This is a genomic window from Kribbella sp. NPDC054772, from assembly GCF_053611945.1.
Window position 1 is genome coordinate 52,288 of sequence record NZ_JBSHBJ010000035.1, and the last position, 25,059, is coordinate 77,346.

General features: G+C 68.7%; 26 protein-coding genes and 1 pseudogene. 10 read left to right on the forward strand and 17 right to left on the reverse strand.

Annotated features, from left to right (window positions below; all coding sequences use genetic code 11):
- Positions 1–137: 137 nt before the first annotated feature.
- From ACWGID_RS34955 to ACWGID_RS34980, 6 genes are read right to left on the reverse strand one after another with little or no spacing between them, the layout of a single operon-like run.
- Complete coding sequence (locus tag ACWGID_RS34955; protein WP_452203621.1) at positions 138–1,484, reverse strand: GH1 family beta-glucosidase; 1,347 nt, start codon at positions 1,482–1,484, stop codon at positions 138–140.
- On the reverse strand, positions 1,481–2,413 hold the full coding sequence (locus ACWGID_RS34960) for an aldo/keto reductase (protein WP_452203622.1): 933 nt from the start codon (positions 2,411–2,413) through the stop codon (positions 1,481–1,483). Before ACWGID_RS34960 ends, ACWGID_RS34955 begins: the two co-directional genes overlap by 4 nt.
- A complete protein-coding gene (locus ACWGID_RS34965) occupies positions 2,410–3,186 on the reverse strand; it encodes a VOC family protein (protein ID WP_452203623.1) in 777 nt (258 codons plus the stop codon). The genes ACWGID_RS34960 and ACWGID_RS34965 overlap by 4 nt, the downstream gene beginning before the upstream one ends.
- A 48-nt stretch (positions 3,187–3,234) precedes the next feature.
- Positions 3,235–4,059, reverse strand: a complete 825-nt coding sequence (locus ACWGID_RS34970; RefSeq protein ID WP_452203624.1) for a carbohydrate ABC transporter permease — start codon at positions 4,057–4,059, stop codon at positions 3,235–3,237.
- Positions 4,056–5,018, reverse strand: coding sequence for a carbohydrate ABC transporter permease (locus ACWGID_RS34975; protein WP_452203625.1), 963 nt, complete (start codon positions 5,016–5,018; stop codon positions 4,056–4,058). The genes ACWGID_RS34970 and ACWGID_RS34975 overlap by 4 nt, the downstream gene beginning before the upstream one ends.
- A 4-nt stretch (positions 5,019–5,022) precedes the next feature.
- On the reverse strand, positions 5,023–6,324 hold the full coding sequence (locus ACWGID_RS34980) for an ABC transporter substrate-binding protein (RefSeq protein ID WP_452203626.1): 1,302 nt from the start codon (positions 6,322–6,324) through the stop codon (positions 5,023–5,025).
- Positions 6,325–6,436: 112 nt separating this feature from the next.
- Here ACWGID_RS34980 and zapE point away from each other — a divergent pair, with 112 nt between their 5' ends.
- The 3 genes from zapE to ACWGID_RS34995 all read left to right on the forward strand — a co-directional run bounded on the left by zapE (position 6,437) and on the right by ACWGID_RS34995 (position 8,619).
- Complete coding sequence (gene zapE, locus ACWGID_RS34985) at positions 6,437–7,447, forward strand: cell division protein ZapE (RefSeq protein ID WP_452203627.1); 1,011 nt, start codon at positions 6,437–6,439, stop codon at positions 7,445–7,447.
- Positions 7,448–7,481: 34 nt separating this feature from the next.
- Positions 7,482–7,655 carry a hypothetical protein gene (locus tag ACWGID_RS34990; RefSeq protein ID WP_452203628.1) on the forward strand — a complete coding sequence of 58 codons (174 nt, stop codon included), beginning with the start codon at positions 7,482–7,484 and terminating at the stop codon, positions 7,653–7,655.
- A gap of 82 nt (positions 7,656–7,737) precedes the next feature.
- The gene (locus tag ACWGID_RS34995) at positions 7,738–8,619 is read left to right on the forward strand and encodes a polyphosphate kinase 2 family protein (protein WP_452203629.1); all 882 of its coding nucleotides are present in this window, start codon (positions 7,738–7,740) and stop codon (positions 8,617–8,619) included.
- A 3-nt stretch (positions 8,620–8,622) separates the two neighbouring features.
- Here ACWGID_RS34995 and ACWGID_RS35000 read toward each other — a convergent pair whose 3' ends face one another.
- Positions 8,623–9,711 (reverse strand): Clp protease N-terminal domain-containing protein, encoded by a 1,089-nt coding sequence (locus ACWGID_RS35000; RefSeq protein WP_452203630.1) that lies wholly within the window; start codon positions 9,709–9,711, stop codon positions 8,623–8,625.
- Positions 9,711–9,938 carry a ribbon-helix-helix protein, CopG family gene (locus ACWGID_RS35005; RefSeq protein WP_452203631.1) on the reverse strand — a complete coding sequence of 76 codons (228 nt, stop codon included), beginning with the start codon at positions 9,936–9,938 and terminating at the stop codon, positions 9,711–9,713. The genes ACWGID_RS35000 and ACWGID_RS35005 overlap by 1 nt, the downstream gene beginning before the upstream one ends.
- 60 nt (positions 9,939–9,998) lie before the next feature.
- Between ACWGID_RS35005 and solA the strand changes: the two genes are divergently transcribed.
- Positions 9,999–11,147, forward strand: coding sequence for an N-methyl-L-tryptophan oxidase (gene solA, locus ACWGID_RS35010; RefSeq protein WP_452203632.1), 1,149 nt, complete (start codon positions 9,999–10,001; stop codon positions 11,145–11,147).
- 75 nt (positions 11,148–11,222) lie between these two features.
- Here solA and ACWGID_RS35015 read toward each other — a convergent pair whose 3' ends face one another.
- The 5 genes from ACWGID_RS35015 to ACWGID_RS35035 form a co-directional block, all read right to left on the reverse strand.
- On the reverse strand, positions 11,223–12,017 hold the full coding sequence (locus ACWGID_RS35015) for a sirohydrochlorin chelatase (protein ID WP_452203633.1): 795 nt from the start codon (positions 12,015–12,017) through the stop codon (positions 11,223–11,225).
- A complete protein-coding gene (locus ACWGID_RS35020) occupies positions 12,014–13,312 on the reverse strand; it encodes a sulfate adenylyltransferase subunit 1 (protein ID WP_452203634.1) in 1,299 nt (432 codons plus the stop codon). Before ACWGID_RS35020 ends, ACWGID_RS35015 begins: the two co-directional genes overlap by 4 nt.
- On the reverse strand, positions 13,312–14,211 hold the full coding sequence (gene cysD / locus ACWGID_RS35025; RefSeq protein WP_452203635.1) for a sulfate adenylyltransferase subunit CysD: 900 nt from the start codon (positions 14,209–14,211) through the stop codon (positions 13,312–13,314). Before cysD ends, ACWGID_RS35020 begins: the two co-directional genes overlap by 1 nt.
- Complete coding sequence (locus ACWGID_RS35030) at positions 14,208–14,894, reverse strand: phosphoadenylyl-sulfate reductase (RefSeq protein WP_452203636.1); 687 nt, start codon at positions 14,892–14,894, stop codon at positions 14,208–14,210. The genes cysD and ACWGID_RS35030 overlap by 4 nt, the downstream gene beginning before the upstream one ends.
- A 142-nt stretch (positions 14,895–15,036) precedes the next feature.
- On the reverse strand, positions 15,037–16,725 hold the full coding sequence (locus ACWGID_RS35035; protein ID WP_452203637.1) for a nitrite/sulfite reductase: 1,689 nt from the start codon (positions 16,723–16,725) through the stop codon (positions 15,037–15,039).
- 411 nt (positions 16,726–17,136) lie between these two features.
- Between ACWGID_RS35035 and ACWGID_RS35040 the strand changes: the two genes are divergently transcribed.
- Positions 17,137–17,706: a winged helix-turn-helix domain-containing protein gene (locus ACWGID_RS35040; protein ID WP_452203638.1), complete on the forward strand. Its 570-nt coding sequence runs from the start codon at positions 17,137–17,139 to the stop codon at positions 17,704–17,706.
- Positions 17,703–18,896, forward strand: coding sequence for an MFS transporter (locus ACWGID_RS35045; protein WP_452203639.1), 1,194 nt, complete (start codon positions 17,703–17,705; stop codon positions 18,894–18,896). Before ACWGID_RS35040 ends, ACWGID_RS35045 begins: the two co-directional genes overlap by 4 nt.
- Before the next feature lie 24 nt (positions 18,897–18,920).
- Here the strand turns inward: ACWGID_RS35045 and ACWGID_RS35050 are convergent, their stop codons facing one another.
- From ACWGID_RS35050 to ACWGID_RS35060, 3 genes are read right to left on the reverse strand one after another with little or no spacing between them, the layout of a single operon-like run.
- The gene (locus tag ACWGID_RS35050; protein ID WP_452203640.1) at positions 18,921–19,265 is read right to left on the reverse strand and encodes a DUF1801 domain-containing protein; all 345 of its coding nucleotides are present in this window, start codon (positions 19,263–19,265) and stop codon (positions 18,921–18,923) included.
- 21 nt (positions 19,266–19,286) lie between these two features.
- Entirely contained in the window at positions 19,287–19,838 is a 552-nt protein-coding gene (locus tag ACWGID_RS35055; RefSeq protein ID WP_452203641.1) for a dihydrofolate reductase family protein, read from the reverse strand.
- A 47-nt stretch (positions 19,839–19,885) separates the two neighbouring features.
- Positions 19,886–20,911, reverse strand: coding sequence for a hypothetical protein (locus ACWGID_RS35060; RefSeq protein WP_452203642.1), 1,026 nt, complete (start codon positions 20,909–20,911; stop codon positions 19,886–19,888).
- 66 nt (positions 20,912–20,977) lie between these two features.
- Here ACWGID_RS35060 and ACWGID_RS35065 point away from each other — a divergent pair.
- From ACWGID_RS35065 to ACWGID_RS35080, 4 genes and pseudogenes are all read left to right on the forward strand, one after another.
- A pseudogene (locus ACWGID_RS35065) lies at positions 20,978–21,136 on the forward strand (TetR family transcriptional regulator); the annotation flags it as partial.
- A 232-nt stretch (positions 21,137–21,368) separates the two neighbouring features.
- Positions 21,369–21,686 (forward strand): TetR family transcriptional regulator C-terminal domain-containing protein, encoded by a 318-nt coding sequence (locus ACWGID_RS35070; protein WP_452203643.1) that lies wholly within the window; start codon positions 21,369–21,371, stop codon positions 21,684–21,686.
- Positions 21,687–21,716: 30 nt separating this feature from the next.
- A complete protein-coding gene (locus ACWGID_RS35075) occupies positions 21,717–22,319 on the forward strand; it encodes a hypothetical protein (RefSeq protein ID WP_452203644.1) in 603 nt (200 codons plus the stop codon).
- Between the two features lie 139 nt (positions 22,320–22,458).
- Entirely contained in the window at positions 22,459–23,625 is a 1,167-nt protein-coding gene (locus tag ACWGID_RS35080; protein ID WP_452203645.1) for an amidase, read from the forward strand.
- Between the two features lie 930 nt (positions 23,626–24,555).
- Here the strand turns inward: ACWGID_RS35080 and ACWGID_RS35085 are convergent.
- Positions 24,556–25,026 (reverse strand): GbsR/MarR family transcriptional regulator, encoded by a 471-nt coding sequence (locus ACWGID_RS35085; protein ID WP_452203646.1) that lies wholly within the window; start codon positions 25,024–25,026, stop codon positions 24,556–24,558.
- Positions 25,027–25,059 lie beyond the last annotated feature (33 nt).

The window sequence follows — 25,059 nt, forward strand, 5'->3', positions numbered from 1 at the left end:
GTGGGGGGGCGGCGCGCGGGGGGTGGGGGGTGGGGGTTGTGGGGGGGGGTGCGGCGAGGTGTTGGTGTGTCTCACTCAAACCCCGCCGCGCCCCCCCCACCACATCTTGTCTCAGGTCCCGACGGCGGCGCGAAGCGTTAGGCCAGGAAGTCCCTCAGCCAGTGGGCGCTCTTCTTCGGGATGCGCTGCTGGGTTGCGTAGTCGACGTACACGAGGCCGAAGCGGCGGCTGTAGCCCCAGGCCCATTCGTAGTTGTCGAGCAGCGACCAAGCGAAGTACCCCTTGAGCGGGAAGCCCTCGGCGACGAGATCCTCGCAGACGGCGAGGTGCTGGCGGAGGTAGTCCAGGCGCTCGTCGTCCTCGACCGTCCCGTCGGCGGTCAGTTCGTCGGGGTACGCCGATCCGTTCTCGGTCACGTACAGCGGCAGCTCGGGCGCCATCTTGTTGATGGTGACCAGGATGTCGCGCAGACCGCTCGCCTGGATCGGCCAGCCCATCTGGGTCCGGGGGAGTCCCGTGTCGACCGCAACGACGTTCTCGCTGCCCGGCTGGGTGGACGCGACCGGCGACGAGATCGGCCCGTCCGGCGCGGCGACCGTGGTCGGGCAGTAGTAGTTGACGCCGATGAAGTCCAGCGGCGCCGCGATCAGCGGGAGGTCGCGCTCCTGCGCCGCGAACCACTCGGTCGTCCCGGTGTCCTCCAGCACGTCCGCCGGGTAGCGCCCGGACAGCAGCGGGTCGAGGAACATCCGGTTCCGCAGCCCGTCGATCCGGCGCGCGGCGTCACGGTCGGCGGGGGAGTCGGATGCGGCGTGGATCGGCGCGGGGTTGAGCGCGATCCCGTACGTCCCGCCCTCGGAGCGGATCGCGTCGAGCGCGAGCCCGTGGCCGAGCAGCAGGTGGTGCACGGCCTTCAACGCGTCCGCACCCTCGGTCCGCCCCGGCGCGTGCTCGCCGTTGCCGTACCCGAGGAACGCCGAGCACCACGGCTCGTTCAGCGTCATCCAGTGCTTGATCACGTCCGACAGACCGTCGTGCGTGATCGCCGCGTAGTCGCGGAACCGCTCAGCGGTGTCGCGCACGAGCCACCCGCCGGCGTCCTCGAGCGGCTGCGGCAGGTCCCAGTGATAGAGCGTCGCGTACGGCGTGACGCCGTTCGCCAGACAGGCCTCGGCCAACCGCCGGTAGAAGTCCAGGCCGGTCGGGTTGACCGCGCCCGAGCCGGCCGGAACAATCCGCGGCCACGCGATCGAGAACCGGTACGCCGTCAGACCGAGGTCGGCCAGCAGCCGGATGTCCTCGGCGAACCGGTAATAGTGGTCGTCGGCCACGTCACCGTTGGTGCCGTCCGCGATCCGGCCGGGTGTGTGCGCGAAGGTGTCCCAGATGCTCGGGCCGCGCCCGTCCGTGGAGACCGCGCCCTCGACCTGGTACGACGCGGTCGCCGCACCGAAGGTGAAACCGCGGGGGAAGCCGTTCGTCACGTCGTCTCCTTCTCGACCCAGTACTGCCGCTCGGGCACCAGGCTACCTAACCGGTTAAGCAGCTCCTCCGGGAGGTCGGCGTCCAACGCCTTCGCCAACGCGTCGATCCGGGCGGGCTTGGTGAATCCGACGACGGCCGCGGCGATCCCGGGGTCGTCCACCGAGTGCCGCAGCGCGGCGGTCGCGAGATCGACGCCGTACTCCTGGCAGGCCTTGTCCATCTCCGCGACAGCTTCGAGCAGCGCCGCGGGCGCCTCGCGGTAGGCGTACTTCGTGGCGCCCGAAGGATTCGCCAGGATCCCGCCGCCGTAGATCGCGGCGTTCACCACCGCGATGCCCTCGGCCCGGGCCCGCTGGAAGATGCGGCCGGCCGAGCGATCGACCAGGCTCCAGCGGTTGTGCACGAGCAGGACCTCGAAGCCACCGAGATCGAGGTACCGGGAAAGCTCCCGGGTGTCGCCGCCCGCGAGTCCGACGTGCCCGATCTCGCCGTCGGCGCGCAGCTGCATGAGCGTGTCGACCGCGTACCGCATCGACTCGAACTCCCACGCCTCCGGGTCGTGCAGGTAGACCAGCGGCAGGTCGTCGAGCCCGAGCCGCTCCCTGCTCTCGGCGATGCTCGCGCGGACCCGGGCGCCGGAGTACTCCCCGTCCTTCGCGTCGACCTTCGTCGCGACCAGGAACCCTTCGGGCAGGCCGCCGTACTCGCGGATCGCCTGGCCGATCCGGCGCTCGCTCTCGCCGTCGCTGTACCCGTTGGACGTGTCGATCCACGACACCGGGCTGTCGAACAGGCGCAGTACCAAATCGACGGCCTGCTCGCGCGTCACGTCGTACCCGAAGACCGCGGGCATGCTGCCGAGGCCGCTGCCGCCGGCGCAGACGGGAGTGACGGACAGGCCGGTGTTTCCGAGAGTGCGCTTGATCATGCGCCGGAGCCTACGGCGTACGCGAAGCCGTCGGGGTCGACGTAGACCTTCGTCCCATCAGGTGAGGCGACGGCCGGGAGGTCCGGTGCGTCACCTGCAATCTCGGCGTACGCGAAACCGGCGACGTCGAGCTGTGGCTCGCGCTGCGAGGTGTCTACGTCGTAGGTGAACACCTCGAGGACGGTGTCGCCGCCCTTGAGGTAGCCGATGTGGAATCCGCGCTGGTCGTGCGGCTGCTCGATGGTGCCGATGAAGTCGAACCCGTGCCGGTCGTGGTAGTGCGCGCTGGTGGCGGCCCGGTCCGCGATCGTGATCGCGACGTGGTCGAACCGCGGCCGCTCCGGTACGCCGAGGGCCCGCTCGCGCGCGACCCCGTCCGGGTCCAGGATCTCGGCGTACTGCAGGTCGCCCTCGATCATCTCCAGCAGCGTGCCGTCGGGATCGTAGAAGAAACAGATCCGGACGTCGCCCTCGGCGTCGAGCGGGTCCAGTTTGAACTCAACCCCGGCCGCCTTCAGGACGCCGGCCCGCTCGTCGATCCGGTCCACCTTGAAGCCGACGTGCCGGAAACCGCGCTGCAGGTCGTCCGGCGACCAGGTGCTCTGCTCGCGGCCGTTGCCCACGGCCCGTAATTCGACCGTCGCGGTGACCGCGTCGAGGACGGCCCGCTCCGCGGTCGGCGTACCGATCACCTGGAGCTCGAGGAACTGCGTGTAGAACTCGACCGAGCGCTGCACATCGGTGCAGTTGACGACGACGTTCTTGATCGGCATAGACCCTCTTTCGCTTAGTTCTTGACGGCGCCTAGTTCTTGACGGCGCCTAGTTCTTGACGGCGCCGAGCATCATCCCGGCGACGAACTGCCGCTGCATCCGGACGTACACGATCACGACCGGTACGACGGACAGCGTGAGGCCGGCGGTCAGCGCCGGCCAGTTCGTGGAGTACTGCCCCATCAGCGTGAACAACACCGGCTGCAGGGGAAGTGCGTCGGTACTGCGCAACACGGTGTTGGCGATCAGGAACTCGTTCCAGGTGGAGAGGAACTGGAAGATCACCACGGTCGCGATCCCCGGCCGGGTGAGCGGCAGGATCACGCGGCGGAAGATCGTCAGCTCGCTGCCGCCGTCCACCCGGGCCGCCTCGATCAGCTCGTCCGGCAGCGTCTGGAAGAACGCCCGCATCAGGAACATCGCGAACGGCGCCGACCCGGAGATGTACAGCACCAGCAGTCCGGCCTGACTGTCGAGCAGGCCGAGCGACTTGAGCTCGAGGTACAACGGGATGATCAGCGCCGTCGACGGCATCATCAGCGTCGTCAGGAGCAACACGAAAAGCGTGTTCCGGAACGGAAACTCCAGTTTCGCGAACGCGTAGCCGCTGAGCGTGGCGAACACCAGTACGCCGATCACCGTCACCGACGTGATCCACACGCTGTTCCAGAAATGCAGCGGAAAGTCGATCGACGTCCAGGCATCCTGGTACGCCGCTCCGGTGAACTTCCGCGGGATGATCGGCCCGTTGAAGATCGTGTTCTGTTCCCGTAACGAGGTGAACAGCATCCACACGAACGGAAACGCCATCAGGACACAGAACGGCAGCAGTACGAACGTCGCGAACGACTTTCCGAACAGCGTTTTCCTCATCGGTCCGCCCTCCGGGTCAGCCAGAGTTGCGCGATCACCGCGAGGGTGCAGAGCACCATCGTCACGACACTGAACGCGCTGGCGTACCCGAGCTGCGGGAGCGACCCGGACGTCGTACCGAAGGCCAATGAGTACAGATAGGTGCCGAGTACTTCGCTGGCGTGGTTGGGGCCGCCGCCGGTCATCACGAAGATCACGTCGAAGGCCTTGAACCCGTTGAGCAGCCCGAGGCTGACGATCAGTCCGGTGACGACGCGCAGACTCGGGATCGTGATGTGCCGGAACTGCTGGACGGTGTTCGCGCCGTCCATCGCGGCCGCTTCGTACAGGTTCGGGTCGATGCTCTGCAGGCCGGCGAAGTAGATCAGCATGGTGAACCCGATGCCGCCCCAGACGGTCACCACGATGATCGCCGGCAGAACCGTCTTGTGGTCGGCCAGCCAGGGGTGCTGCAGGCTGTCGAGACCGATTGCCCCGAGCAACCGGTTGAGCGTTCCGATGTTCGGGTCGTAGATCAGCTTCCAGAGCACCGCCGACACGACGAACGAGACGATCCCGGGAATGAACAGGATCGTCCGGACGACGACACCGACCTTCGACCAGATCACGTTCACCAGGACCGCCGTGACCAGACCGAGGAACGTCAGGATCGCGGTCGTCACGCCGGTCAGCACCAGCGTGACGATCAGCGCCCGGCGGGCGACCGGGTCGTGCAGCATCCGGCTGTAGTTGTCGAACTGCACGAACCGCGGCGCCCCGAACCCGCCCCACGACGTCAGGCTCAGGTACGCCGTGTAGAGGATCGGCCACAGCACGAAGGCCAGGAACAGTACGAAGGTCGGCGTGATGAACAGGTAGCCGGCCATCCGCTGCGACCGCCGCAGCGGAGACCCGAACCGGTACGCCGGGCGCGCGCCGGACCGCCGTACGACGTCCTCCCTCGACAGAGCTGTCGCCATCCGATCAGCCGCCCTTGGCGTTCTGGACCGCCTGCTGCATCGCCTTCGCGACCGCCGCCGGCTCGCCGCTGCCGTCGAAGATCTTCGCGAGCGGATCGCCGGCCGCCACCGACCCGGGACCGAACGGGATGTGCGGGCAGCCCTCGCCCTCGATCAGCCAGGACGTCATCTGCTTCATCATCGGCAGCTCGATCCGGTCCGCCGCGCTCTTGGTGGCCGGCATCGAGTTCGAGCCGTTCATCGTGGGGGAGTACTGCTCCGCGGAGTACATGAACTTCAGGAACTCCAGCGCCGCGTCCTTGTTCTTGCTGTTCTGCGAGACCGCCCAGCCGGCGCCGGCCTGGTTCGCGGTCCAGTGCTTCTTGCCGGGCGCGATCGCCGGCGTCTTCATCACCTTGTAGAGCTTGTTGAAGGCCGGTGACGCGTCCTTGGTCAGGCCCTGTGGCGTCCAGCTGCCGTTGAACAGCATCGTGGACTTCCCGGTGTAGAAGATCTGCGGCGCCTGGTCGCCGCTGGTGCCCGTCGTACCGGGTTGGAAGACGCCGGCCTTGACGATCTTCTGCTGCAGCTCGATCGCCTGGACCACCTTCGGGTCCTCGTACGTCGCGCCGTCCTTGAGCTGGTCGAGCTTCAGGTAGTACGTCGGGTCGTCGGCGACCTGCGTGATCAGCGGCAGGAAGAAGTCCAGCGAGCTGGTCGTCGGGTTGCAGCTCAGTGCCACCGGGTGCTTGCCGGTCTTGCGGATCTTCGCCGCCGCCGCGATCAGGTCGTCCCAGGTCTCGAGCTCGTCCTCGCCGACACCGGCCGCCTTCAGCAGGTCGGGGTTGTAGAACAGCCCGAACGTCTGCGCCATCCAGCCGACGGCGTACTGCTTGCCGTCCAGCGTGTACTCCTGGTTGGCCGAGTCGAAGAAGTCCTTCAGGAAGTCGTCGCCGAGCTCCTGCTTCAGGTCGGCGGAGATCCCGCCGGTGCCGTACGTCAGCGCCCGCGTGTGCGGCGCGAAGATCTCCGGTACGTCGCCACCCGCGACCGCGGCCTGCAGAGCGGGCAGGTACTGGTCCGGCGTACCGAAGATCCGGTTCTCGATTGTGATGTTGCTGTGCGCGGCCTCGAACGCGCTGATCAGCTTCGGGAACTGGTCCTCCTGGTCGTTGTACCAGGACCACATCCGGACCACGGCCTTCCCGCCGCTGGTGGTGCCGCCCCCGCTGTCACTGCCACCGCAGGCGGCGAGCGCGGACCCGAGGCCGAGCGCGCCCACTGCGCCTTTCAGAACTGTCCGCCGCCGCACGTGCTCTTCGCCCATCGGAGACTCCTCGTCGTTCGCCTCACGAACTCCTACTCAACTTCCTAACTGAAAGTAAGAAAGCGGTCAAGGTCACAGCAGGCTTGACTTTGGGGGCCCTAGGGTTGGGCGCATGGTGGTGCGGTTGAGTGAGCGGCGGCCGGAGGTGAGTCCGGACCGGCTGTTGTCGGAGTGCGTTCCGCCGCCGCGGTTCGCCGAGGTCCGGTTCAGCACGTACCGCCCGGATCCGGACGAGCCGTCGCAGGCGGCGGCGCTGGCGGCGTTGACGGCGCGCGCGGAGCTGCTCGCCAAGCCGCGGCCGACGGCGTCGCTGTGGTCGCGCTTCCGGGGCCGCACCGAGCGGCCGGACAAGCCCGGCATCTATCTCGACGGTGGCTTCGGCGTCGGTAAGACGCACCTGCTCGCCTCGCTCTGGCACGAGGCGTCCGGACCGCGGATGTACTGCACGTTCGTCGAGCTCACGAACCTCGTCGGCGCGCTCGGGCTGCGCACTGCGGTCGACGCGCTGTCGTCGTACCGGGTGATCTGTATCGACGAGTTCGAGCTGGACGATCCCGGCGACACGATGCTGATCTCGCGGTTGCTCGGGCAACTGGTCGCGGCCGGGGTCGAGCTAGCGGCGACGTCGAACACGCTCCCGGACAAACTCGGTGAGGGCCGGTTCCAGGCGTCCGACTTCCTCCGCGAGATCCAGGCCCTCGGCGCGAACTTCGACGTACGGCGGATCGACGGGCCCGACTACCGCCATCGCGGGCTGCCGGTGGCGCCGGAGCCGTGGACCGACGCGCGGGTGGAGGAGGAGGCGGCGACGCGCGCGAACGCGTCCTGCGACCACTTCGTCGACCTGCACCGCCACCTGGCCGAGCTGCACCCGAGCAAGTACGGCGCGCTGCTCGACGGTGTGGAAGCCGTTGGCATCACCGACATCCGGCCGCTCACCGACGAGAACGTCGCGCTGCGGGTGGTGGTGCTCGCCGACCGGATGTACGACCGCAGCCTGCCGCTGCTCGCGAGCGGCGTACCGCTGGACCAACTGTTCTCGGCCGAGATGCTGAAGGGTGGCTACCGCAAGAAGTACCTGCGCGCCCTGTCCCGGTTGATCTCGCTCGCACGCGCTGCCTGACCCACGCCCCCTCGCCGCGTGCTTCATTGGCGCCATGATCGCGACCGGGCTGCAGCCGCGCGAACGCGACCGGTCCGGCGGACGCTGGATGGTGCGCGTCGCGGCGTACTACGACGCCACCGATTGCCCGAGCGGTACGGCGACTGCCTCTCGCTGCTCGGCCGCCTGCTGGGGAGCCTCGTGTCGCTCGTGGTGCGTGCCGCCGTGATCGCCGTGATCGAGATCGTCTTGTGGCGGCGTCGCCGTCGGAAAGACGGTGAAGTCGCGGACTGATGCGGCAGGATGTGGAGATGGCGAAGCAGAAGAAGGGCTCGAAGGCGGACGGCAAGGAAGCCGGTGGGGGACTGCGCGAGCAGTTGCGGGTGCCGGTCGGCGAAGTGGACCTGACGACGTACGACACGCGCGCCACGCCCGGGTTCGACGGATCCAAGGACGACGGCAAGCTCGCCCTGGACGGCCTCGGGGCCGAGATCTCGGACTGGCAGGAGCGGCTGTTCGCCGAGGGCCGCAGCGGCGGGGAACGCAGCGTGCTGCTGGTGCTGCAGGGCATGGACACCTCCGGCAAGGGCGGCGTGATCCGGCACGGCGCGGGGCTGATGGACCCGCAGGGCCTGAAGATCACCTCGTTCAAGGCGCCGACGCCGGCCGAGAAGCGCCGCGGGTTCCTCTGGCGGATCAAGCAGGCCCTGCCCGGCCAGGGCATGATCGGGATCTTCGACCGGTCGCACTACGAGGACGTCCTGATCGCCCGGGTCCGCGAACTCGTCACGCCGAACGTGTGGGACCGGCGGTACGGGCAGATCAACGACTTCGAGGCCGAGCTGACCGGCGCCGGCGTGACGATCGTGAAGTGCTACCTGCACATCTCGCCGGACGAGCAGCGCACCCGCCTCGAGGCGCGGCTCGACGACCCGACCAAGCACTGGAAGTACAACCCCGGCGACGTCGACGAGCGCAAGCTCTGGCCGGACTACATGGACGCGTACCACGCCGCGCTCCAGCGCTGTAACACGCCGGAGGCGCCCTGGTACGTGATCCCGAGCGACCGCAAGTGGTACCGGAACTGGGCGGTCACGACGATCCTGCTGGAGACGCTCAAGGAGCTGAACCCGGAGTGGCCGGTCGCCGACTACGACGTCGACAAGGAGAAGAAGCGCCTGGCCGCGACCTGAGGCTCAGCTGTCGGGGTCGATCCCGTGCCGGCGCAGCAGGTCGCGCAGCCGCGCCACCTGCTCGTGCAGGCGTTCGTTCTCGTCGAGGACCGCGTTCAGCTCGTGGATCAGGTGATGCCGGCGCCCGTACGTCGTCCACGTCGGCCCGTCGGTCACCTCCTCGGCCACCACAGCTTCCGACCGCTGACGGCGGCTGAGACGCTCTTCGAGTTTGCGGCGGACCTGCTCGGTGTCGGTGGCGAGCTTGGTGATGATCTGGCCGCCGACGCCGTCCCCGTCGTGCAGTACGCCGAGCAGCAAATGCTCCGGCCCGACCTGCTCCGCTCCACGCGCCCGCGCCTCGCGCCAGGCGAACTCGAACGTGCTCTTCGCCCGCGGCGTGAACGGGATCGATCCGACCGCACCGCCCGCGCCGCGACCGATGATCTCCACGACGAGATCGCGGACCGCCGGAGCCGTGATCCCCAAGTCGGCCAGCACCCGGGCCGCGAGACCGCTGCCCTGCTTGATCAGACCGAGCAGCAAATGCTCGGTCCCGACGTACACGTGGTCGAGGCCGCGCGCCTCCTCCTGCGCCAGCACGATCACCTGCCGGGCAGGATCGCTGAACTGTTCGTACATCTCGAGTCCCCTCCACCACTCCTGCTCGACGTCGAAGGTCAGTACGTCCTGCTCGAGGAGCAGGTCGATCCGCAGGTGCTCCTCCAGGTCCTCGGCGGACACCGGTCGGTGCTCGAGCCGGCTCCGGATGAAGGCGGCCGCCTCTTCGTGGCTCGCGTCCCCGGCCGCGATTCGGTCGAGCAGCTCGTCGACGTCCGCCACCGGCTCCAGCTGCAGCTCGGCCCGGTTCATCGAGACGAACTGCAGAACGACGGCGACCGCGACGACCCGGTTCGCGCCGTCGAACGGTCGGGCCCGCACCAGACCGGCCAGCAACACCCCAGCCGCCTGGGCCAACCCATTGGTCATCCGTACGCCGTCCAGCACGCGATCGATCGCGTCGAGATTCGACCGGCGAACGACATCGTCGGACCCGCAGCGCAGGATGCGGGCGGCGACCGCGAGGACGTCGTACCGACCGAGGTAGCGCATCAGTCGTCTCCACGGAGCTGGCGCAGCGACTCCTCGTGCCGGACCAGGTTCTCCTCGAGCAGGCGGCTGAACTGGCTGTCCTGGCGACGCTGGTCGACGAGCGCCGCGATCGCCTCGCGCGCCACGTCGGACACCGAGCGGCCCTCCACCGAGGCCACGGTCTGCAGTCGCTCGGCCAGCTCGGGGTCGAGTCGCAGCAGGATGTTCTTGGTCGCGTCCTTCGCCATAGATAGCAAGATATCACGCTAGCTGTTGGTGGCGACCTTGGCGTCTGCGAGGGTTGGTGGATGCGGACGGATGTCGTGGTCGTCGGGTTGGGTGCGTTCGGGTCGGCGGCGCTGTGGCGCCTCGCGGCGCGCGGCGTGGACGTGGTGGGGATCGAGCGGCAGGCGATCGGGCATCCGCTGGGGTCGTCGCACGGGACGACCCGGTTGTTCCGGGTGGCGTGCATGGAGCATCCAGGGCTGACCGCGATCGCTCGGAAGTCGCTGGCGTTGTGGACCGAGCTGGGGGAGCGCACCGGGCAGACCTACGTTCGCCAGACCGGATCACTCAACGTCGGCGGGCCGGCCAGCCGTCCCGTGGCGGGTGCGCGGCAGGCGGCGACCGCGGCCGGAGCCGCCATCACCGAACTGACCCATGAGGAGCTGTCTGCGCGCTTCCCGCAGTACGCGCTGGAGGACGGCTACGTCGCGATCTTGGACCCCGCGGCCGGGATCTGCCTCGCCGAGCCGACAGTACGGGCGCAGGTCGCGGAGGCGGAGCGGTTGGGCGCGACCGTCTACCCGCACACGATGGTGACCGGGATCGACCTGCGGGCCGATCGAGTGACGGTGCGGACGCCGACGATCGAGATCGAGGCGGAGCAGGTCGTGGTGTGCGCCGGCGCGTGGCTCGGGAACCTGGTTCCGGGGCTGCCGCTGTCGCCGCGGCGTACGCCGATGTTCTGGTTCCAGCCGGCGGATCCGGAGTCGGAGGCGTTCCGGCTGGAGAACTTCCCGGCGTTCATCTGGGAGTTCGGTGACGGGCGCGGGCTCTGGGGCCACGGGTCGGGGGACGGGTTCGGCGTGAAGGTCGGGCTCGACGGTGGGCGGCACGTGAGCGGGTTCGACGCCGACGATCTCGATCGCTCGATCCGTCCGCTCGACGACATCGCCGAGTTGGCCGCGGCGGTCAGCCGGGCGTTCCCGGGGCTGGATCCGGCGCCGGTGCAGGCGATTCCGTGCATGGTGACCGAATCGCCAGACGGTCAGTTCCTGGTCGGGCGGCACGACGAGCGGCTGCTGATCGCCGGTGGCGACAGCGGACACGGGTTCAAGCACTGCGCCGGCATCGGCGAGCTACTGGCTCAAATGACGACGAAGGAGACGCCGTACACCGACGTCTCCTTCATCGATCCGAACAGGTGGACCGCCAGCACTCACCAACACCGCTGACCGGCCAGGTCGCACGCTCACGATGCGCTCCGCGAGCCGCTCCGAGCGGGGTTGGTGAGTGGGGCAGATCCGGTCTTACGCGGTGCGGACCAGCTCCGGGCGGGCGATGACCGGGCGCGGCGCGGGCTCGAGCGTCAGCAGGTCGAGGCCGGCGACGCCGTAGCGGAGGAGGACCAGGCGGGCCACCTCGGCGCTGACGCCCAGCGGACGCGACACCGCGACTGCACCCGCACGGCGAGCGGTGGACTCGGCCCGGTCCGGGAGCACACCCGGGGCCAGGAACAGCGAGCCCACAGCCACGTGCCGACGGCCCTCGAGGCGCCACTGCAGGACGGCCTCGGCGGGTGACGGCGACGCGGCCGAGACGAACGCGGCGGTCACGGGGAGCTTGTGCCGCTGACCCCAGAGCCGCGCGAGCCGGGTGACGCTGGCGTTCGCGTGCGAGTCGCTGGAGCCGGCGCAAGCGAGCACGAGCGCGTCGAGTTCGCGCACCCGCCCGTCCTTCAGCTCGGCTCGCATCCGGCGATCGATCACGTCCAGCAGCGTGTCGTCGTACCCGAGGACCTCGGAGGCGATGATCCGCAGACCGGGGAACCGCGAGCGCGCCTCGTCCACCACCGCGGGCACGTCGACCCGCGCGTGGAACGCCTCGGACAGCAGCAGCGGCAGGACGACGACCTCTTCGACCCCTTCGGCGGCGAGCTTGCCGATCACCTGGTACGGCGTGGGCGGGCAGTGGTCGAGGAAGGAGGCTTCGATCCGCAGGTCGTCACGCATCTCGCGCAGGCACTTCACGAGCGAGTGGACGGTGGCGGCCGAGCGCGGGTCGCGGCTGCCGTGGGCGAGGATCACGAGCGCTGGAGCAGTCACAGCAGTTCCCCTTCTTCGTCGTCGATCATGCCGGCTGCGAGCGTCCACCCGTCGTGGGCGTCGATCAGCAGGAACGATCCGGTGATGGTGTTGCTGGAGTACGGGTCGGCGGCCAGCGGTGCGGCGACCTTGAGCTGCACCTTGCCGATGTCGTTCAGCCCGAGCTCGGTGGCGTCGATGACTCCGAGCGTGTCGAGGTCCAGCGCGCCGGTGATCTTGGTGACGATCGCCTGAGCGGTGGTGGTGGTGTGCTTGATCAGCACCCGGGCCCCGACGGTCAGTGGCCGGTCGGACAGCCAGCTGACGGTGCCGGCCAGTTCCCGGCGGGTGCCGGGGGAGGCCCCGGCCGCGACGATCACCGAGCCGCGGGCGACGTCGATGTCGTCGGCGAGCCGGACGGTGACCGCTTCGCCGGCGATCGCGGACGGCCGCTCGGCCACCGCGGTGGAGGTGGCGGTGACGACCGGCCGGTCGATGCCGGCGATCGAGGTACGGCGGCCCGCCGGGAGCACGATCACCGGGTCGCCGACCGTGACGGTGCCGGAGGCAACGGTTCCGGTGTAGCCGCGGTAGTCGCGGTACTCGTCGTCGGTCTGCGGCCGGATCACGTACTGCACCGGGAACCGCATCGGCTGCTGCGAGGTGTCGGTGCGGCCGTTCGCGTTCTCCAGCAGCTCGAGCAGCGTGGGCCCGTCGTACCACTCGGTCCGGGGGGAGCGCTCGACGACGTTGTCGCCGACGAGGGCGGAGACCGGGATGGCCTGGACGTCGGCGATGTCCAGGTGGTCCGCGACCTCGTTGACCTCTTTGGCGATCTTGGTGAACACGGCCTCGTCGTAGCCGACCAGGTCGATCTTGTTCACCGCGAGTACGACGTGCGGCACCCGCAGCAGGCCGGCCACGGCCAGGTGCCGCCGGGTCTGCTCCAGTACGCCGTGGCGCGCGTCGACCAGGATGATCACCACGTCCGCGGTCGAGGCGCCGGTCACCGTGTTGCGGGTGTACTGCACGTGTCCGGGGCAGTCGGCCAGGATGAACGAGCGCTTGTCGGTGGCGAAGTACCGGTAGGCGACGTCGATCGTGATGCCCTGCTCGCGTTCGGCGCGCAGGCCGTCGGTGAGCAGTGCGAAGTCGAAGTCACCGCCACGGGCCTCGGAGACCGTCTTCACGTGCGCGATCTGGTCGGCGAGGATCGCCTTGCAGTCGTGCAGCAGCCGGCCGACCAGGGTCGACTTGCCGTCGTCCACCGAGCCGGCGGTGGCCAGGCGCAGGAGGGTGTGTGTCGTGCTGCTCATCAGAAGTACCCCTCTCGCTTGCGGTCTTCCATCGCGGCCTCACTGGCCCGGTCGTCGGCGCGGGTCGCGCCGCGCTCGGTGATCGTGCTGGCCGCGACCTCGACGACGACCTCGGCGGGCGTCGTCGCGACGGAGGCGACGGCGCCGGTGCAGGACATGTCGCCCACGGTCCGGTACCGGACCACCCGCGGCGCGACGGTCTCGCCGTCGCGCGGCTGCGAGTAGGGGCCGACGGCAAGCAACATGCCGTCGCGCTCGAACACGTCCCGCTCGTGGGCGTAGTAGATGCTCGGCAGCGGGATCTGCTCGCGTTCGATGTAGTTCCAGACGTCCAGCTCGGTCCAGTTGGACAGCGGGAACACCCGCACGTGCTCGCCGGGCCGGTGCTTGCCGTTGTACAGCGACCACAGCTCCGGCCGCTGGTTGCGCGGGTCCCACTGCCCGAACTCGTCACGCAGGCTGAAGATCCGCTCCTTGGCCCGGGCCCGCTCCTCGTCGCGTCGCCCGCCGCCGAACACGGCGTCGAACCGGTGCGCGTTGATGGCGTCGAGCAACGGAATCGTCTGCAGCTGGTTCCGCGTCCCGTCGGAGCGCTCGCGCAGCCGGCCGTCGGCGATGTAGTCCTCGACCTGCGCGACCTCGAGCCGCAGCCCGAGCTCCTCGACCACCTTGTCGCGATAGGCGAGTACTTCGGGGAAGTTGTGCCCGGTGTCGACGTGCAGCAACGTGAACGGCACCCCGGCCGGCGCGAACGCCTTCCGCGCCAGGTGCAGCATCACGATCGAGTCCTTACCACCGGAGAACAGGATCACCGGCCGCTCGAACTCCGCCGCCACCTCACGGAACACGAAGACGGATTCACTCTCCAGAGCATCGAGCTCTGTCACCGTCGCGCTCATGTGTGGAGCCCGCATTCGACCTTGCCGGTGCCCGACCAGCGGCCGCTGCGCGGGTCCTGGCCGGGCTCGACGCGTTGCGTGCACGGCTCGCAGCCGATCGACGGGTAGCCGTCGTACTGCAGCAGGTTCACGAGTACGCCGTTGTCCTGGATGTAGGTGTCCAGGTCGTCCTGCGTCCACGGCGCGATCGGGTTCAGCTTCACCATGTCGCGCTTCTCGTCGTACTCGACGACCGGAGTGTTGGCGCGGGTCGGCGCCTCCTCGCGGCGGATGCCGGTGACCCAGGCCTTGTAGCCGGACAGGTACCGGTTCAGCGGCTCGACCTTGCGCAGCGCGCAGCACTTGTTCGGGTCGCGGTCGTGCAGCTTCTCGCCGTACTCCGCGTCCTGCTCCGCGACCGTCTGCTTCGGAAGCGCGTTGATCAGGTGGATCGGCAGCGTCGCCGCCACCGCGTCCCGGGTCCCGATGGTCTCGGCGAAGTGGTAGCCGGTGTCGAGGAACAGTACGTCGACCCCGGGCGCCGCCTGCGCCGCGAGATGGGGGAGGGCGCCGTCGGCCATCGAGGCGGTCACCACCAGCTCGTCACCGAACGTCTCCCGCGCCCACGCCAGTACCTCCACCGCCGACGCGTCCGCGAGCCGCTCGTTCGCCTCCTCGGCGATCGTCTTCAGATCAGTACTCATTCCACCGTCACCCGCAGTCCGATCATCTTCAGCTGGAACACCCGTGCACACGGCCGGCACTCCCACGCGCCATGGCCCTCCTCGGAAGGACGAAGGTCCTCGTCCCCGCAGTAGGGGCAGTAAAGAGGTGCTGCGCGCTCGCTCATTGGAGTGCCTCCTGATCCGCACGGGTGACCCACTGGGCGAAGCGCTCGCCCTCGTTGCGCTCCTTCAGGTAGTTCTGGGTGACGCGCTCGACGTAGTCGGTGAGGCCGTCGGCGGTGACCTTGTGGCCGCGGAGCTTCCGGCCGAAGCCGGCGTCCAGGCCGAGGCCGCCACCGAGGTGCACCTGGTAGCCCGGCACCTGCTTGCCGTCGGCATCCAGTACCAACTGGCCCTTCAGGCCGATGTCGGCGGTCTGGATCCGGGCGCAGGAGTTCGGGCAGCCGTTCAGGTTCACCGTGATCGGTACGTCGAGCTCGGGGATCCGCTCCTCGAGCTCCTCGATCAGCTGTGCGGCCTTCCCCTTGGTCTCGACGATCGCCAGCTTGCAGAACTCGATGCCGGTGCAGGCCATCGTGTTGCGTCGCCACGCCGACGGCTTCGCCCGGAACCCGAGCGCGTCCAGTTCGGCGATCAGCGAGTCGAGCTGGGCCTCTTCGACGTCCAGGACCAGCAGCTTCTGCTGCGCGGTCGTGCGGATCCGGTCCGACCCGTGCCGCGCCACCACGTCCGCGACCTTCGTGAGCGTCGTACCGGAGACCCGGCCGACGACCGGCGCGACGCCGACGTAGTACTTGCCGTCCTTCTGCTTGTGCACGCCGACGTGGTCACCCTGGATCGCGGGCACCTCGGGCGCCGGGCCGTCGATCAGCTTCCGCTTCAGGTACTTGTCCTCGAGCACCTCACGGAACTTCTCCACGCCCCAGTCGGCGACCAGGAACTTCAGCCGGGCCCGGGTCCGCAGCCGGCGGTAGCCGTAGTCGCGGAAGATGCTGGTGACTCCCCACCAGGCTTCGTGCACCTCGTCGAGCGGGATCCAGGTCCCCAGTCGCTGCGCGAGCATCGGGTTGGTCGACAGTCCGCCGCCGACCCACAGGTCGAAGCCCGGCCCGTGCTCGGGGTGCACGACCCCGACGAACGCGATGTCGTTGACCTCCGGTACGACGTCGTGCGATGGGTGACCGGTCAGCGCGGTCTTGAACTTCCGCGGCAGGTTGGAGAACTCGTCGCTGCCGATGTAGCGCTCGACGATCTCGTCGATGGCCGGCGACGGGTCGATGATCTCGTCCGCGGCGATCCCCGCGACCGGGCTGGCGATCACGACGCGCGGTACGTCACCGCAGGCCTCGGTGGTGTAGAGCCCGACGGCCTCCAGCTTCTGCCAGATCGCCGGCACGTCCTCGATCCGGATCCAGTGCAGCTGGATGTTCTGCCGGTCGGTGATGTCCGCGGTGTCGCGCGCGTACTCGGTGGAGATCTCGGCGATCACCTTCAGCTGCTCGGTGCTGAGCTGCCCGCCCTCGACCCGGACCCGCATCATGAAGTAGCGGTCGTCCAGCTCCTCCGGCTCGAGCGTCGCGGTCTTGCCGCCGTCGATCCCGGGCTTGCGCTGGGTGTACAGCCCCCACCAGCGGAACCGGCCGCGCAGGTCGGCTGGGTCGATCGAGTCGAAGCCGCGGTGCGCGTAGACGTTCTCGATCCGGGCCCGGACGTTCAGGCCGTCGTCGTTCTTCTTGTTCTCCTCGTTCTTGTTCAGCGGCTCGCGGTAGCCGAGCGCCCACTGACCTTCGCCCTTGCCCTTGCGGGGGCGGGCGGGCTTACGGGCAGCGGAGGTGACGCCAGCAGTCATCGGGGGCGTGTCCTTGTCCTTGTGACAGGTGCTCACCGAGGCCGGAAGGCTCGAAGCGTCGTCGGTTCGATGCGTTCCGCGCGGTGCGCACCCAGCGGTGATCGGGGGTGATCAGGGGGCCGTCGTTGGCCCGGGCAGGGTGGCTGTCAGAACATCGAAGGACAACAGATGGCGCTGCGCATCCGCCCGAGGTCGACATGAATGCGACCTACGAGGTGGGTGGATCGGGCAGCGAGCATGTCCACAAGCGTCAGCGTCAGCGCCTGACAAATCAACTCCCATTCCTACATTCTGAGACCAGATCTCACGATGTGGCTATCTCTAGCAGCCTGGTGGAGATTGATTCGAGCGCCGGTTTCGTCGTACAAGAGCTCTTGTGCAAGAGTTCTTGTGAAAGCTATGGTGCCGTTCATGACACCTCCGAACAGACGGTCCGCAACGCCGTCCGTGCTCGCCGCGATGCACCATCCACTACGCCGCCGGCTGCTCGACCTGCTGCACGTCGACGGTCCCGCGACCGCGTCCCGGCTGGCCGAGGCGACCGGAGAACTTGTCGGTAATGTCAGCCATCACCTGAAGGTTCTCGCGTCCGCGGGCGTGATCGTCGAAGCGCCTGAACTGGCCAGGACCCGTCGCGAGCGCTGGTGGAAGCTCGGCGACACCTCGGAGTACTCGTGGTCGGTCGCCGACGCCCAAGGTGATCCGGCGGCCGAACTGGTCGCCACCAGTGCGGAGGGCGAGAATCTGGCCCATCACGTCGGCAAAGTGCGTCAGTGGTTCGACATCCGGTACGAGTTCGACGAGCCCTGGGTACGGGCGGCGTACGCGACCGAGAGATGGCTCACATTGACGCCGGAACAGCTCGTCGAGCTGAGCGAGCGGGTCGAGGACCTCGTCCGCGAGTACTACGACAACCCCGCCGACGGCCCGGATGCGCACCGGGTCTTCTTCTTCGCACACGCGGTCCCGGCCCGGCCATGACGACGACGGCCGTCCCGCCGCTCCGGAGAGACCGTCGGGTGCACGGATGGATTATGTCGGCCGCGGTGTCGCAGGCCGGCGACATGGCCTGGTACGTCGGCCTCGCCTGGAGCGCCGCCCAGGTGACGACCCCGGCCGGCGCCGGTCTCGTGATGGGGATCGGAGCCCTCCCCAAGGCACTCGTCCTCCTGTACGGCGGCGCGCTCGCGGACCGCTTCGACGGCCGCCGGACGATGATCCTCGCCAACCTCGCCCGGATCGTCGTACTCGCGGTGGCGGCGGCGGTGGTGTCGATCTGGGGTCTGTCCCTCGCTGCGCTGCTCACGGTGGCGGTCGTGTTCGGTGCGGTCGACGCCTTGTACACGCCGGCCTCCGGGACGCTGCCGCGGCGGATGGTCCGATCGGAGGACCTGGTGAAGCTGTCGGCCGGGACACAGCTTGCCCAGCGGCTGGCGATCTTCGCGGGTGCGCCGCTCGGCGGTCTGCTGGTCGCGCACGGCGGCCTGGCCACGGTGATGATCGTCGACGCGGCATCGTTCGCGGTGATCGCGGTGGCGCTCGCGTTCCTGGTGAAGCCGCGGCTTCCGCAGCCGGTGTCCGGCGGCCGATCGATCCGCGCCGACCTGCGGGACGGCTTCGCCTACCTGAAGCGTGATGTCCGCGCGCGAACGCTGGTGATCGCCTTCTCCGGACTGAACCTCTGCGTCGGCCCGATCCTCGCGGTCGGTCTGGTGCAACGAACACACGCGGAGGGCTGGGGCTCGGGGTGGTTCGGGGCGTTCGAGGCCTGCTCCGGCGTTGCGGCGGCGGTCGGGGCCGTGGTGGCGATCCGCTGGAAGCCGGCCGACCTGGCGCGTTCCGGTCTGCTCGCGCTCGTGGTCCAGGCGGCCGGTTGCGCGATGATCGGCCTGGTTCCGAAGCTCGCGATCTTCGTCGCGATGGCGATGATCGGCTGTACGGCGGGGATCGCGTCGGCACAGCTGTCGGCGGCGTTCCAGCAGTCCGTGGACCCGACGTACCTGGGCCGGAGCTACAGCATCGTGAACCTGTCGGACGAGGCCCTGATGCCAGTCGCGATGGTCGGCTTCGGTGCGTTGATCAGCCTGTCCAGCATCCTGGTCGCCTGTGTGCTGGTCGGCATCCTGTTCGCGATCCTGGTGATCTGGGCCGCCACTCGAGTGCGGGCCTAGGAGCGGGCCCACACTCGGGTGGGTCTAGAGAGTGCTGCTCGTCCTGCTGAGGATGTCAGCGAGCAGTTCGTAGTCGACATCCTGGTTCTCGCTGATGTCGGCACTCTTCCGATCGCCGTTGCCCAGGGATCTCAGCACACCTTTGACGGGGTCGACCTGTGCGGCGTTGAACACCATGAAGGAGACCTTGTTCTTGGCAACGTGGATAACGGCGGCGTGCTGTTCGTTCTTGAGAAAATGCGGTTTGCCGTACTGCATTTTCTCCTCGACATCGGGAATGGTCTGACGCACGACCTCTCGCAGTTTCTCGCACACCGTTATCTGCCAGGGGAGCCCGTTGTCGATATAGCTGGTCACGTCGTTCTGCATGCTCTTCCTTCCGGTCACCGATCAGTGCTGGGCAACAGGGCTGTAGGTCAGGACCACCATGCCGGAATCGAAAGTGGTGGAATCGGTCAGTTTCAGTGTGGCGGCGCTCTCCGGCCGGAAGAGCCGCTCGCCGTCGCCCTTGATCACGGGGCAGAGCCAGATCCGGTACTCGTCGAGCAGCCCGGCCTCGGCGAGGGCGTCGGTCAGCCGGCCGGTACCCCAGATGAGGATGTCGCCGCCGTCCTGATCCTTGAGCTTGGTGATCTCGGTGACCAGATCGGAGCCCGGGATGACGACAGTGGGCTTCCATCTGGTGGTGTCGACGGGCTCGGAGGCGACCACGTACTTGGTGAGGGCGTTGACGTGATCGGCGTACGGGTTGCCGCCCATGTTCGGCCAGGCGGCGGCCATGCCGTCGTAGGTGACCCGGCCCAGCAGCAGGGCGTCCGCAGCGAGGGTGAGAGTGAAAGCGGCCTGCTGGGACTGCTCGTCGGAGTATTGCAACGACCATTCGTGCGGATTGTCGATGTAGCCGTCGAGGGTCGCGTAGGTCGAAACGATGATCTTGCGCATGGTGATTGTCTCCTTGGTCGGTTTCGATATAGTGCCGCCGGGTCTGATCACTTCACCCGGAAGATCTCCACGACATGTGGCGTATCGATGATGGTGTGCGGCGCAACGGCGTGATAGGCCCAGACGTGCGTCCAGGCGTTTCCGGTGCGCACGGTCAGCACCGTCTTCATCATTCCCGGGCCGAAATAGGTGAAGAACAAGAAGATGATCGACAACAGCCAGTTGACGGGCGAGGTCAGCACCGTCCACGCGTCCCACAGATGTAGGACGGTGTACGTGACGCCGCCGAGAATGACGGTCGCGGCGGTCGAACCGGTCAGCTTCAGGAACCGCGGCACCAGGATGCAGTAGACGAACACCATCGCCGGCAGGACGGCCCCGGCCAGGTAGAGCACGAAGGTGAGGGGCAGCCCGACGACGTACTGCCCGGTGGTGAGTCGCCCGAAAGCCGTCGTCAAGGTGGCGAACTGAAGAGCCGACTCGATGAGCAGCACGACGACGATCACCCGGGCGTCGCCACGCCGGTCGCCGGACACGAGGTTCAACTGCTCCGCCGAGTACTTGCGGCGAAAGTACGCCAGCGGCAGTACTGCGTAGATCACGACGTTGTAGCTCGCCCAGCTGATCGCCTCGGCCGGCGTGACATGGTCGTGGGTGCCGAAGATCGAGCCGGCCAGGTGCAGCCCGAATGGATGCCAGCCGAACAACCGAGCGACGCCGTACCCGAGAACCAGAGCCGTTGCGCCGTACGCCAGCAACAGGACCGTCTCCCGGCGCGTGGTCGCCAGGTCCGGTGCCCTGGCGGCGAGGTCCGGCCGGACGCGGTGTCTGGTCAGCAGGCAGGTCACCGCCATCAAGCCGAAGATCGTCAGCATCCCGACGTTGGTGTTCAGCACGTGGTCGACCGTCGAACCCGGCACGTCCGGCCAGCCGAACGGCAGCGTCTCGCCCGCGACGACCACAACGGCGAGATTGGCGGCAAGCCAGACCGCCGTAGTGATCCGGACGCTGCGCCGGCGGGCGAGGCCGCCAAGCGTTGACAACGGGCGCAAGGGGGCAGTCGCAACGGGCATGAGGCTCCTTGTTAGTACAGCTGTACTAGGCGGCCACAAGCTAGCACAGCTGTGCTATAAAAAGCCATGCCGAAGATCGTCGATGCCGTGGAACGACGTCAGTACCTCGCGGAGGCGGCCTGGCGGGTGATCCTTCGCGACGGACTCGAGCACGCGTCGGTCCGCAACGTTGCTCGCGAGGCCGGGCTGTCCAACGGCTCGTTACGCCACCTGTTCAGTACGCAGGCCGAACTGCTGGTCTTCGCGATGAATCAGGTGGTCGAGCGCATCGAGCGGCGCCTCGATGCGCTGGATCCGGGCGGCGATCCACGCACGACCGCGGAGCGGTGGGGGGCGCGCGGGGGGGGGGCGCGCGGGGGCGGCGCGCGCGGGCAGAGAGGGGGGAGCGGGGGGTCGGGGGCGAGCCCGGCGCGCGCGCGGCGGCGCCCCCGACCGCGCTCCGGCTGCGGGCCGGTCCGTGGGGGAAGCCGGCGCGCCCCCCCCCCCACGCCAGAAGGAGAATGCCGTCTGGCTGGCGTTCACCGCGCGCGCACTGGTCGACCCGGAACTGCGCGAGTGTGCCCAGCGGAGCCACGACGCGCTGCGCGCCGGCTGCCGCCGCTGGGTGACCGCGATCGCCGGCGACCAGGTCGATGTCCAGTGGGAGGCGGACCGGCTGCACGCCGTGCTCGACGGCCTGGCCGTCCATGCCGCGACCCGGCCCGAGGTCGCAACCCCCGATCGACTACGAGCGATCCTGGCGATGCATCTCGACACCCTCGTCCCCCAGGAGTGAGCACCCCGCTGGTCGCCTAAGCTCGGTCGGGTGACCGGTTGGGAGAACGTCGGTGAATTCACTCTCGGAAACGTCGAACGGCCGGCGACCCGTACCCGCAACCGCATCGAGTGGGGCCCGAACGCGATCCGGAGTCCCGAGGGCCCCCGGGACGACCGGGTCTTCAGGCCGTGCGCGTACGTCGGTAGGGACCGCTCGCTGTACCTCGACGCCGAGCTGAACGAACTGCTCTGCTCGGTGTCCCCGTCGGGCGAGAATCACTGGACGGTGGCGGACGCCCACGCAGAGACCGTCGGCACGATCGAGCGCCTGCCGTCGTCCCGCCCACTGCTCCGACCCAATTGGCGCATCGAGCAACCCGGCCATGCTGCGCTGGTCGGCCGGACCGATTGGCTCAGCGGTACGCCGGCCCGCCTCGCAGCGAAGGCAGTGAGTCGGCTCATTGTCGGCATAGTCGACGGGCTGACAGGTGTAGGCGACGAGGGCGGCGACCAACCGGCAAGGGTCCGCACGCTGGAATGGCGCTCCGGAAAAGAGATCGCCATGTACTCCGAAGGCACCACCCTCATCACCATCAGGTCCGACTGGCTGGACCGCCGCCTCGCCTTCGCCTACACCCTCGTCGCGGGATGACAACGCCGATGCCCGGCAGCTCGACAGTACGTATACGTCCACTGCCGGAAGGTCTGGCGGGCCGTCAGGCGTGCGATGGCCCGCGATCGGCGTGTAGTACACGTATACGTCCTGTCGAGCTGCCGGGGAGGGCGGCTGGATGACGGCTCGGGGGACTGCGGGGCGGGTGCGGTCGGGGAGTGCGAGCGCCGTCGAGGTGGTGGAGGCGGCGTTGGATGCTGCTCGGCAGCTGGATCCGGTGCTGCACTTCCTGGACGAACTGGATGCTGACGGTGCCCGAGCGGCGGCGGAGCGGTTGGAGCCGACCGGGCCGTTGGCCGGGGTGCCGTTCCTGATCAAGTCGCGGACGCCTCCGGACGCGCCGATCCTGACTCGGTTGATCGCGGCCGGGGCGATTCCGATCGGCCGGTCGACGCGGGCCCGTCCTGGTGCGATCTCGCAGACGTTCGGGTGGAACGGGCGTGACTACACCCGCAACCCGTGGGACCTGACGCGCTCACCCGGCGGCTCGACGGCAGGCGGAGCGGCGGCCGTGGCGGCCGGCGTCGTACCGCTGGCGACGGGTGGGGACAGTGGCGGGTCGCTGCGGATCCCGGCGTCGTTCTGCGGGATCGTCGGGTTCAAGGGGACGTACGGCCGGATCCCGCGGCCGGGTGGACGCGGGCTCGGCGGATTGACGACGGCGGGGCTGATCGGCGCGGATCTCGACGACGTCGTCCTCGCGACCAGCATTGCCAGCGGCCCGCACCGCCTCGACCCGACCGCTCTGGCGCACTGGCCGGTTCCGGCGCGATCAGCTGCGGTACTGCGCGTGGCGTATCACTCGACGCTCGGGTCGTGTCCGGCCGATCCCGGTGTCGACCGGGTGGTTCGGGATCGGTTGGCGGCGGCCGACGTCGAGTTGGTCGACGTACCGCTGGAGCTGGCGCCGACGGACGAGGCGTGGCCGGTGTTGTCGGGGTTGGACAATGGGCGCGGCGCGGAGGCTGCCGCGGCGCGTCGGGCCCAGGAAGTGCGCGATCACAACAACACGGCGCTGGCCGATCTGTTCGCGGAGGTCGACGCTTTGGTCACACCGACCACGTTGACTGTTGCCCACGGCTACGACCAGCACGAGGCGAGCATCGTCACCGGTGATCCGTGCTGGGCGTTCAACGTGACCGGTCATCCCGCGGTGAGTGTGCCGGCCGGTCTGTCGGACGGACTGCCGGTGGGTGCCCAGGTTGTTGCTCCGCATGGGGCGGACGATGTTGCGCTGGAAGTTGCCCGTCGGCTTCAGGCAGAGCTGCTGCCGCCCGGCCGTTGACCGTGGGCGGCAGCGCCCTGGCGACGGTGTTCGCGACGTCGATGGCGGCCGCGCGGGTCAGGTTCGGTGCCGTCTCGCCGCGGGCGGTGGGGGAGCGGAGCGGCTCGGGCTTCACGAAGTCGGCGACGGCCGCCACGACCTCCGGCGTGTAGACGTCGTGGGTTGCCGCGATTGCTGATGGGCCGGTCTCTCGAGGCGGCCGGAACAGTTCCGTGAGCTCGATGCGAGCGAGTCTGACGAGCTCCTTGGCCCGCAGGATGCGGCTGCGCCGGAGGATCTGCCGCTCGCGGGTCAGCGTGGCGGTCTGCCGCCAGTTGACGTCGAACATGATCCGGCCCCGCTGAAAACCGGGGTTCGTCTCGCCGCCGGCGTACCCGCGTGCGTTGCCGTGGGTGAAGAATTCGCTGTAGAGCGCCCCGTCGTCCTCGAGTTTCAGCACGTTCCACGCCCGGTACGGATCGGTCGGTAGCTCGCCGCGTACCCAGGCCTCGTCCATCAGCGCGTGCGACGCCGTGTTCAGCGGCCGGTGGCCGACATAGTGGTACTGCGGTGGTTCGCCCCGCCGGCGCCGGTCGTACTCGGCGATGATCTGCGGCCACTCGTCGGCGGAGATCGCGCGCGCTAGCCGGGCCGCGAACGACGTCCGGGCGCGTAGCTCGGCCCGGGAGGTGATCGGGTGGTCGGTGCGCCCGGTCATCGTCTCGAGCTTGTCCATCACGAACGTGCCGCCGTGCGGAGCGACGCGCTCCCAGCGGGTGACCTTCAGCGACGGGCGGTTCGGGCCGCCGGTGACGGTGTTCAGTGCACGCAGCGCGGCGATGGCGGCGCGGTACAGCGGGACGCGGCGGCGCATGATGCGGGTCTCCCACGCCATGCGGTAGTCGATGTTCAGCCACGCCGTACCGGCGAGTTGCTTCGCCGCGCGGCGATTCACCCCGGATGCTCCGCGCGCCAGTTCTTGATCATCAGGTCCATGTCGGTGTGGATGAAGGCGAAGAAGTCGGCGGCCTCGGTCAGCCGGACGCCGACGGCGGAGTCCGCGCCGAAGAGCGCGGCGCCCGAGCGGCTGGTCGACTCCCACTCGCTGAGCGCCTGGTTGCGGCGCTCCAGGATCGCGGCGAACACGTCCTCGCGGATCCGATAGTGGTCCTTGCGGGACCCCGGCAGCCGCTCCCGCGAGATGAACGAGACCTGCAGCAGTTGGCGGACCGCACCCGAGACGGCGGGCTGGCTGATCTTCAGCCGGTCGGCGAGTTCCGCGGCGGTCATCGTGCCGTTCGGGCTGACCAGCATCGCGCCCATCACCCGCGCGGACATCGTCGGTACGCCGCTGTTCGCCAGCACCCCGGCGAACCGCTCGACGAACTGACTGATCTCTTCCGGACTCGGTGCGGACGCCATGGTTGAAGCTTACAGTAATTTGATTTATCGCAA

Coding starts and splice junctions, on each gene's coding strand:
- ACWGID_RS34960 (WP_452203622.1), bottom strand. CDS start 2,413: ATGATCAAGCGCACTCTCGGAAACACCGGCCTGTCCGTCACTCCCGTC.
- ACWGID_RS34965 (WP_452203623.1), bottom strand. CDS start 3,186: ATGCCGATCAAGAACGTCGTCGTCAACTGCACCGATGTGCAGCGCTCG.
- ACWGID_RS34970 (WP_452203624.1), bottom strand. CDS start 4,059: ATGAGGAAAACGCTGTTCGGAAAGTCGTTCGCGACGTTCGTACTGCTG.
- ACWGID_RS34975 (WP_452203625.1), bottom strand. CDS start 5,018: ATGGCGACAGCTCTGTCGAGGGAGGACGTCGTACGGCGGTCCGGCGCG.
- ACWGID_RS34980 (WP_452203626.1), bottom strand. CDS start 6,324: ATGGGCGAAGAGCACGTGCGGCGGCGGACAGTTCTGAAAGGCGCAGTG.
- zapE (WP_452203627.1), top strand. CDS start 6,437: ATGGTGGTGCGGTTGAGTGAGCGGCGGCCGGAGGTGAGTCCGGACCGG.
- ACWGID_RS34990 (WP_452203628.1), top strand. CDS start 7,482: ATGATCGCGACCGGGCTGCAGCCGCGCGAACGCGACCGGTCCGGCGGA.
- ACWGID_RS34995 (WP_452203629.1), top strand. CDS start 7,738: ATGGCGAAGCAGAAGAAGGGCTCGAAGGCGGACGGCAAGGAAGCCGGT.
- ACWGID_RS35000 (WP_452203630.1), bottom strand. CDS start 9,711: ATGCGCTACCTCGGTCGGTACGACGTCCTCGCGGTCGCCGCCCGCATC.
- ACWGID_RS35005 (WP_452203631.1), bottom strand. CDS start 9,938: ATGGCGAAGGACGCGACCAAGAACATCCTGCTGCGACTCGACCCCGAG.
- solA (WP_452203632.1), top strand. CDS start 9,999: ATGCGGACGGATGTCGTGGTCGTCGGGTTGGGTGCGTTCGGGTCGGCG.
- ACWGID_RS35020 (WP_452203634.1), bottom strand. CDS start 13,312: ATGAGCAGCACGACACACACCCTCCTGCGCCTGGCCACCGCCGGCTCG.
- cysD (WP_452203635.1), bottom strand. CDS start 14,211: ATGAGCGCGACGGTGACAGAGCTCGATGCTCTGGAGAGTGAATCCGTC.
- ACWGID_RS35030 (WP_452203636.1), bottom strand. CDS start 14,894: ATGAGTACTGATCTGAAGACGATCGCCGAGGAGGCGAACGAGCGGCTC.
- ACWGID_RS35035 (WP_452203637.1), bottom strand. CDS start 16,725: ATGACTGCTGGCGTCACCTCCGCTGCCCGTAAGCCCGCCCGCCCCCGC.
- ACWGID_RS35040 (WP_452203638.1), top strand. CDS start 17,137: ATGACACCTCCGAACAGACGGTCCGCAACGCCGTCCGTGCTCGCCGCG.
- ACWGID_RS35045 (WP_452203639.1), top strand. CDS start 17,703: ATGACGACGACGGCCGTCCCGCCGCTCCGGAGAGACCGTCGGGTGCAC.
- ACWGID_RS35050 (WP_452203640.1), bottom strand. CDS start 19,265: ATGCAGAACGACGTGACCAGCTATATCGACAACGGGCTCCCCTGGCAG.
- ACWGID_RS35055 (WP_452203641.1), bottom strand. CDS start 19,838: ATGCGCAAGATCATCGTTTCGACCTACGCGACCCTCGACGGCTACATC.
- ACWGID_RS35060 (WP_452203642.1), bottom strand. CDS start 20,911: ATGCCCGTTGCGACTGCCCCCTTGCGCCCGTTGTCAACGCTTGGCGGC.
- ACWGID_RS35080 (WP_452203645.1), top strand. CDS start 22,459: ATGACGGCTCGGGGGACTGCGGGGCGGGTGCGGTCGGGGAGTGCGAGC.
- ACWGID_RS35085 (WP_452203646.1), bottom strand. CDS start 25,026: ATGGCGTCCGCACCGAGTCCGGAAGAGATCAGTCAGTTCGTCGAGCGG.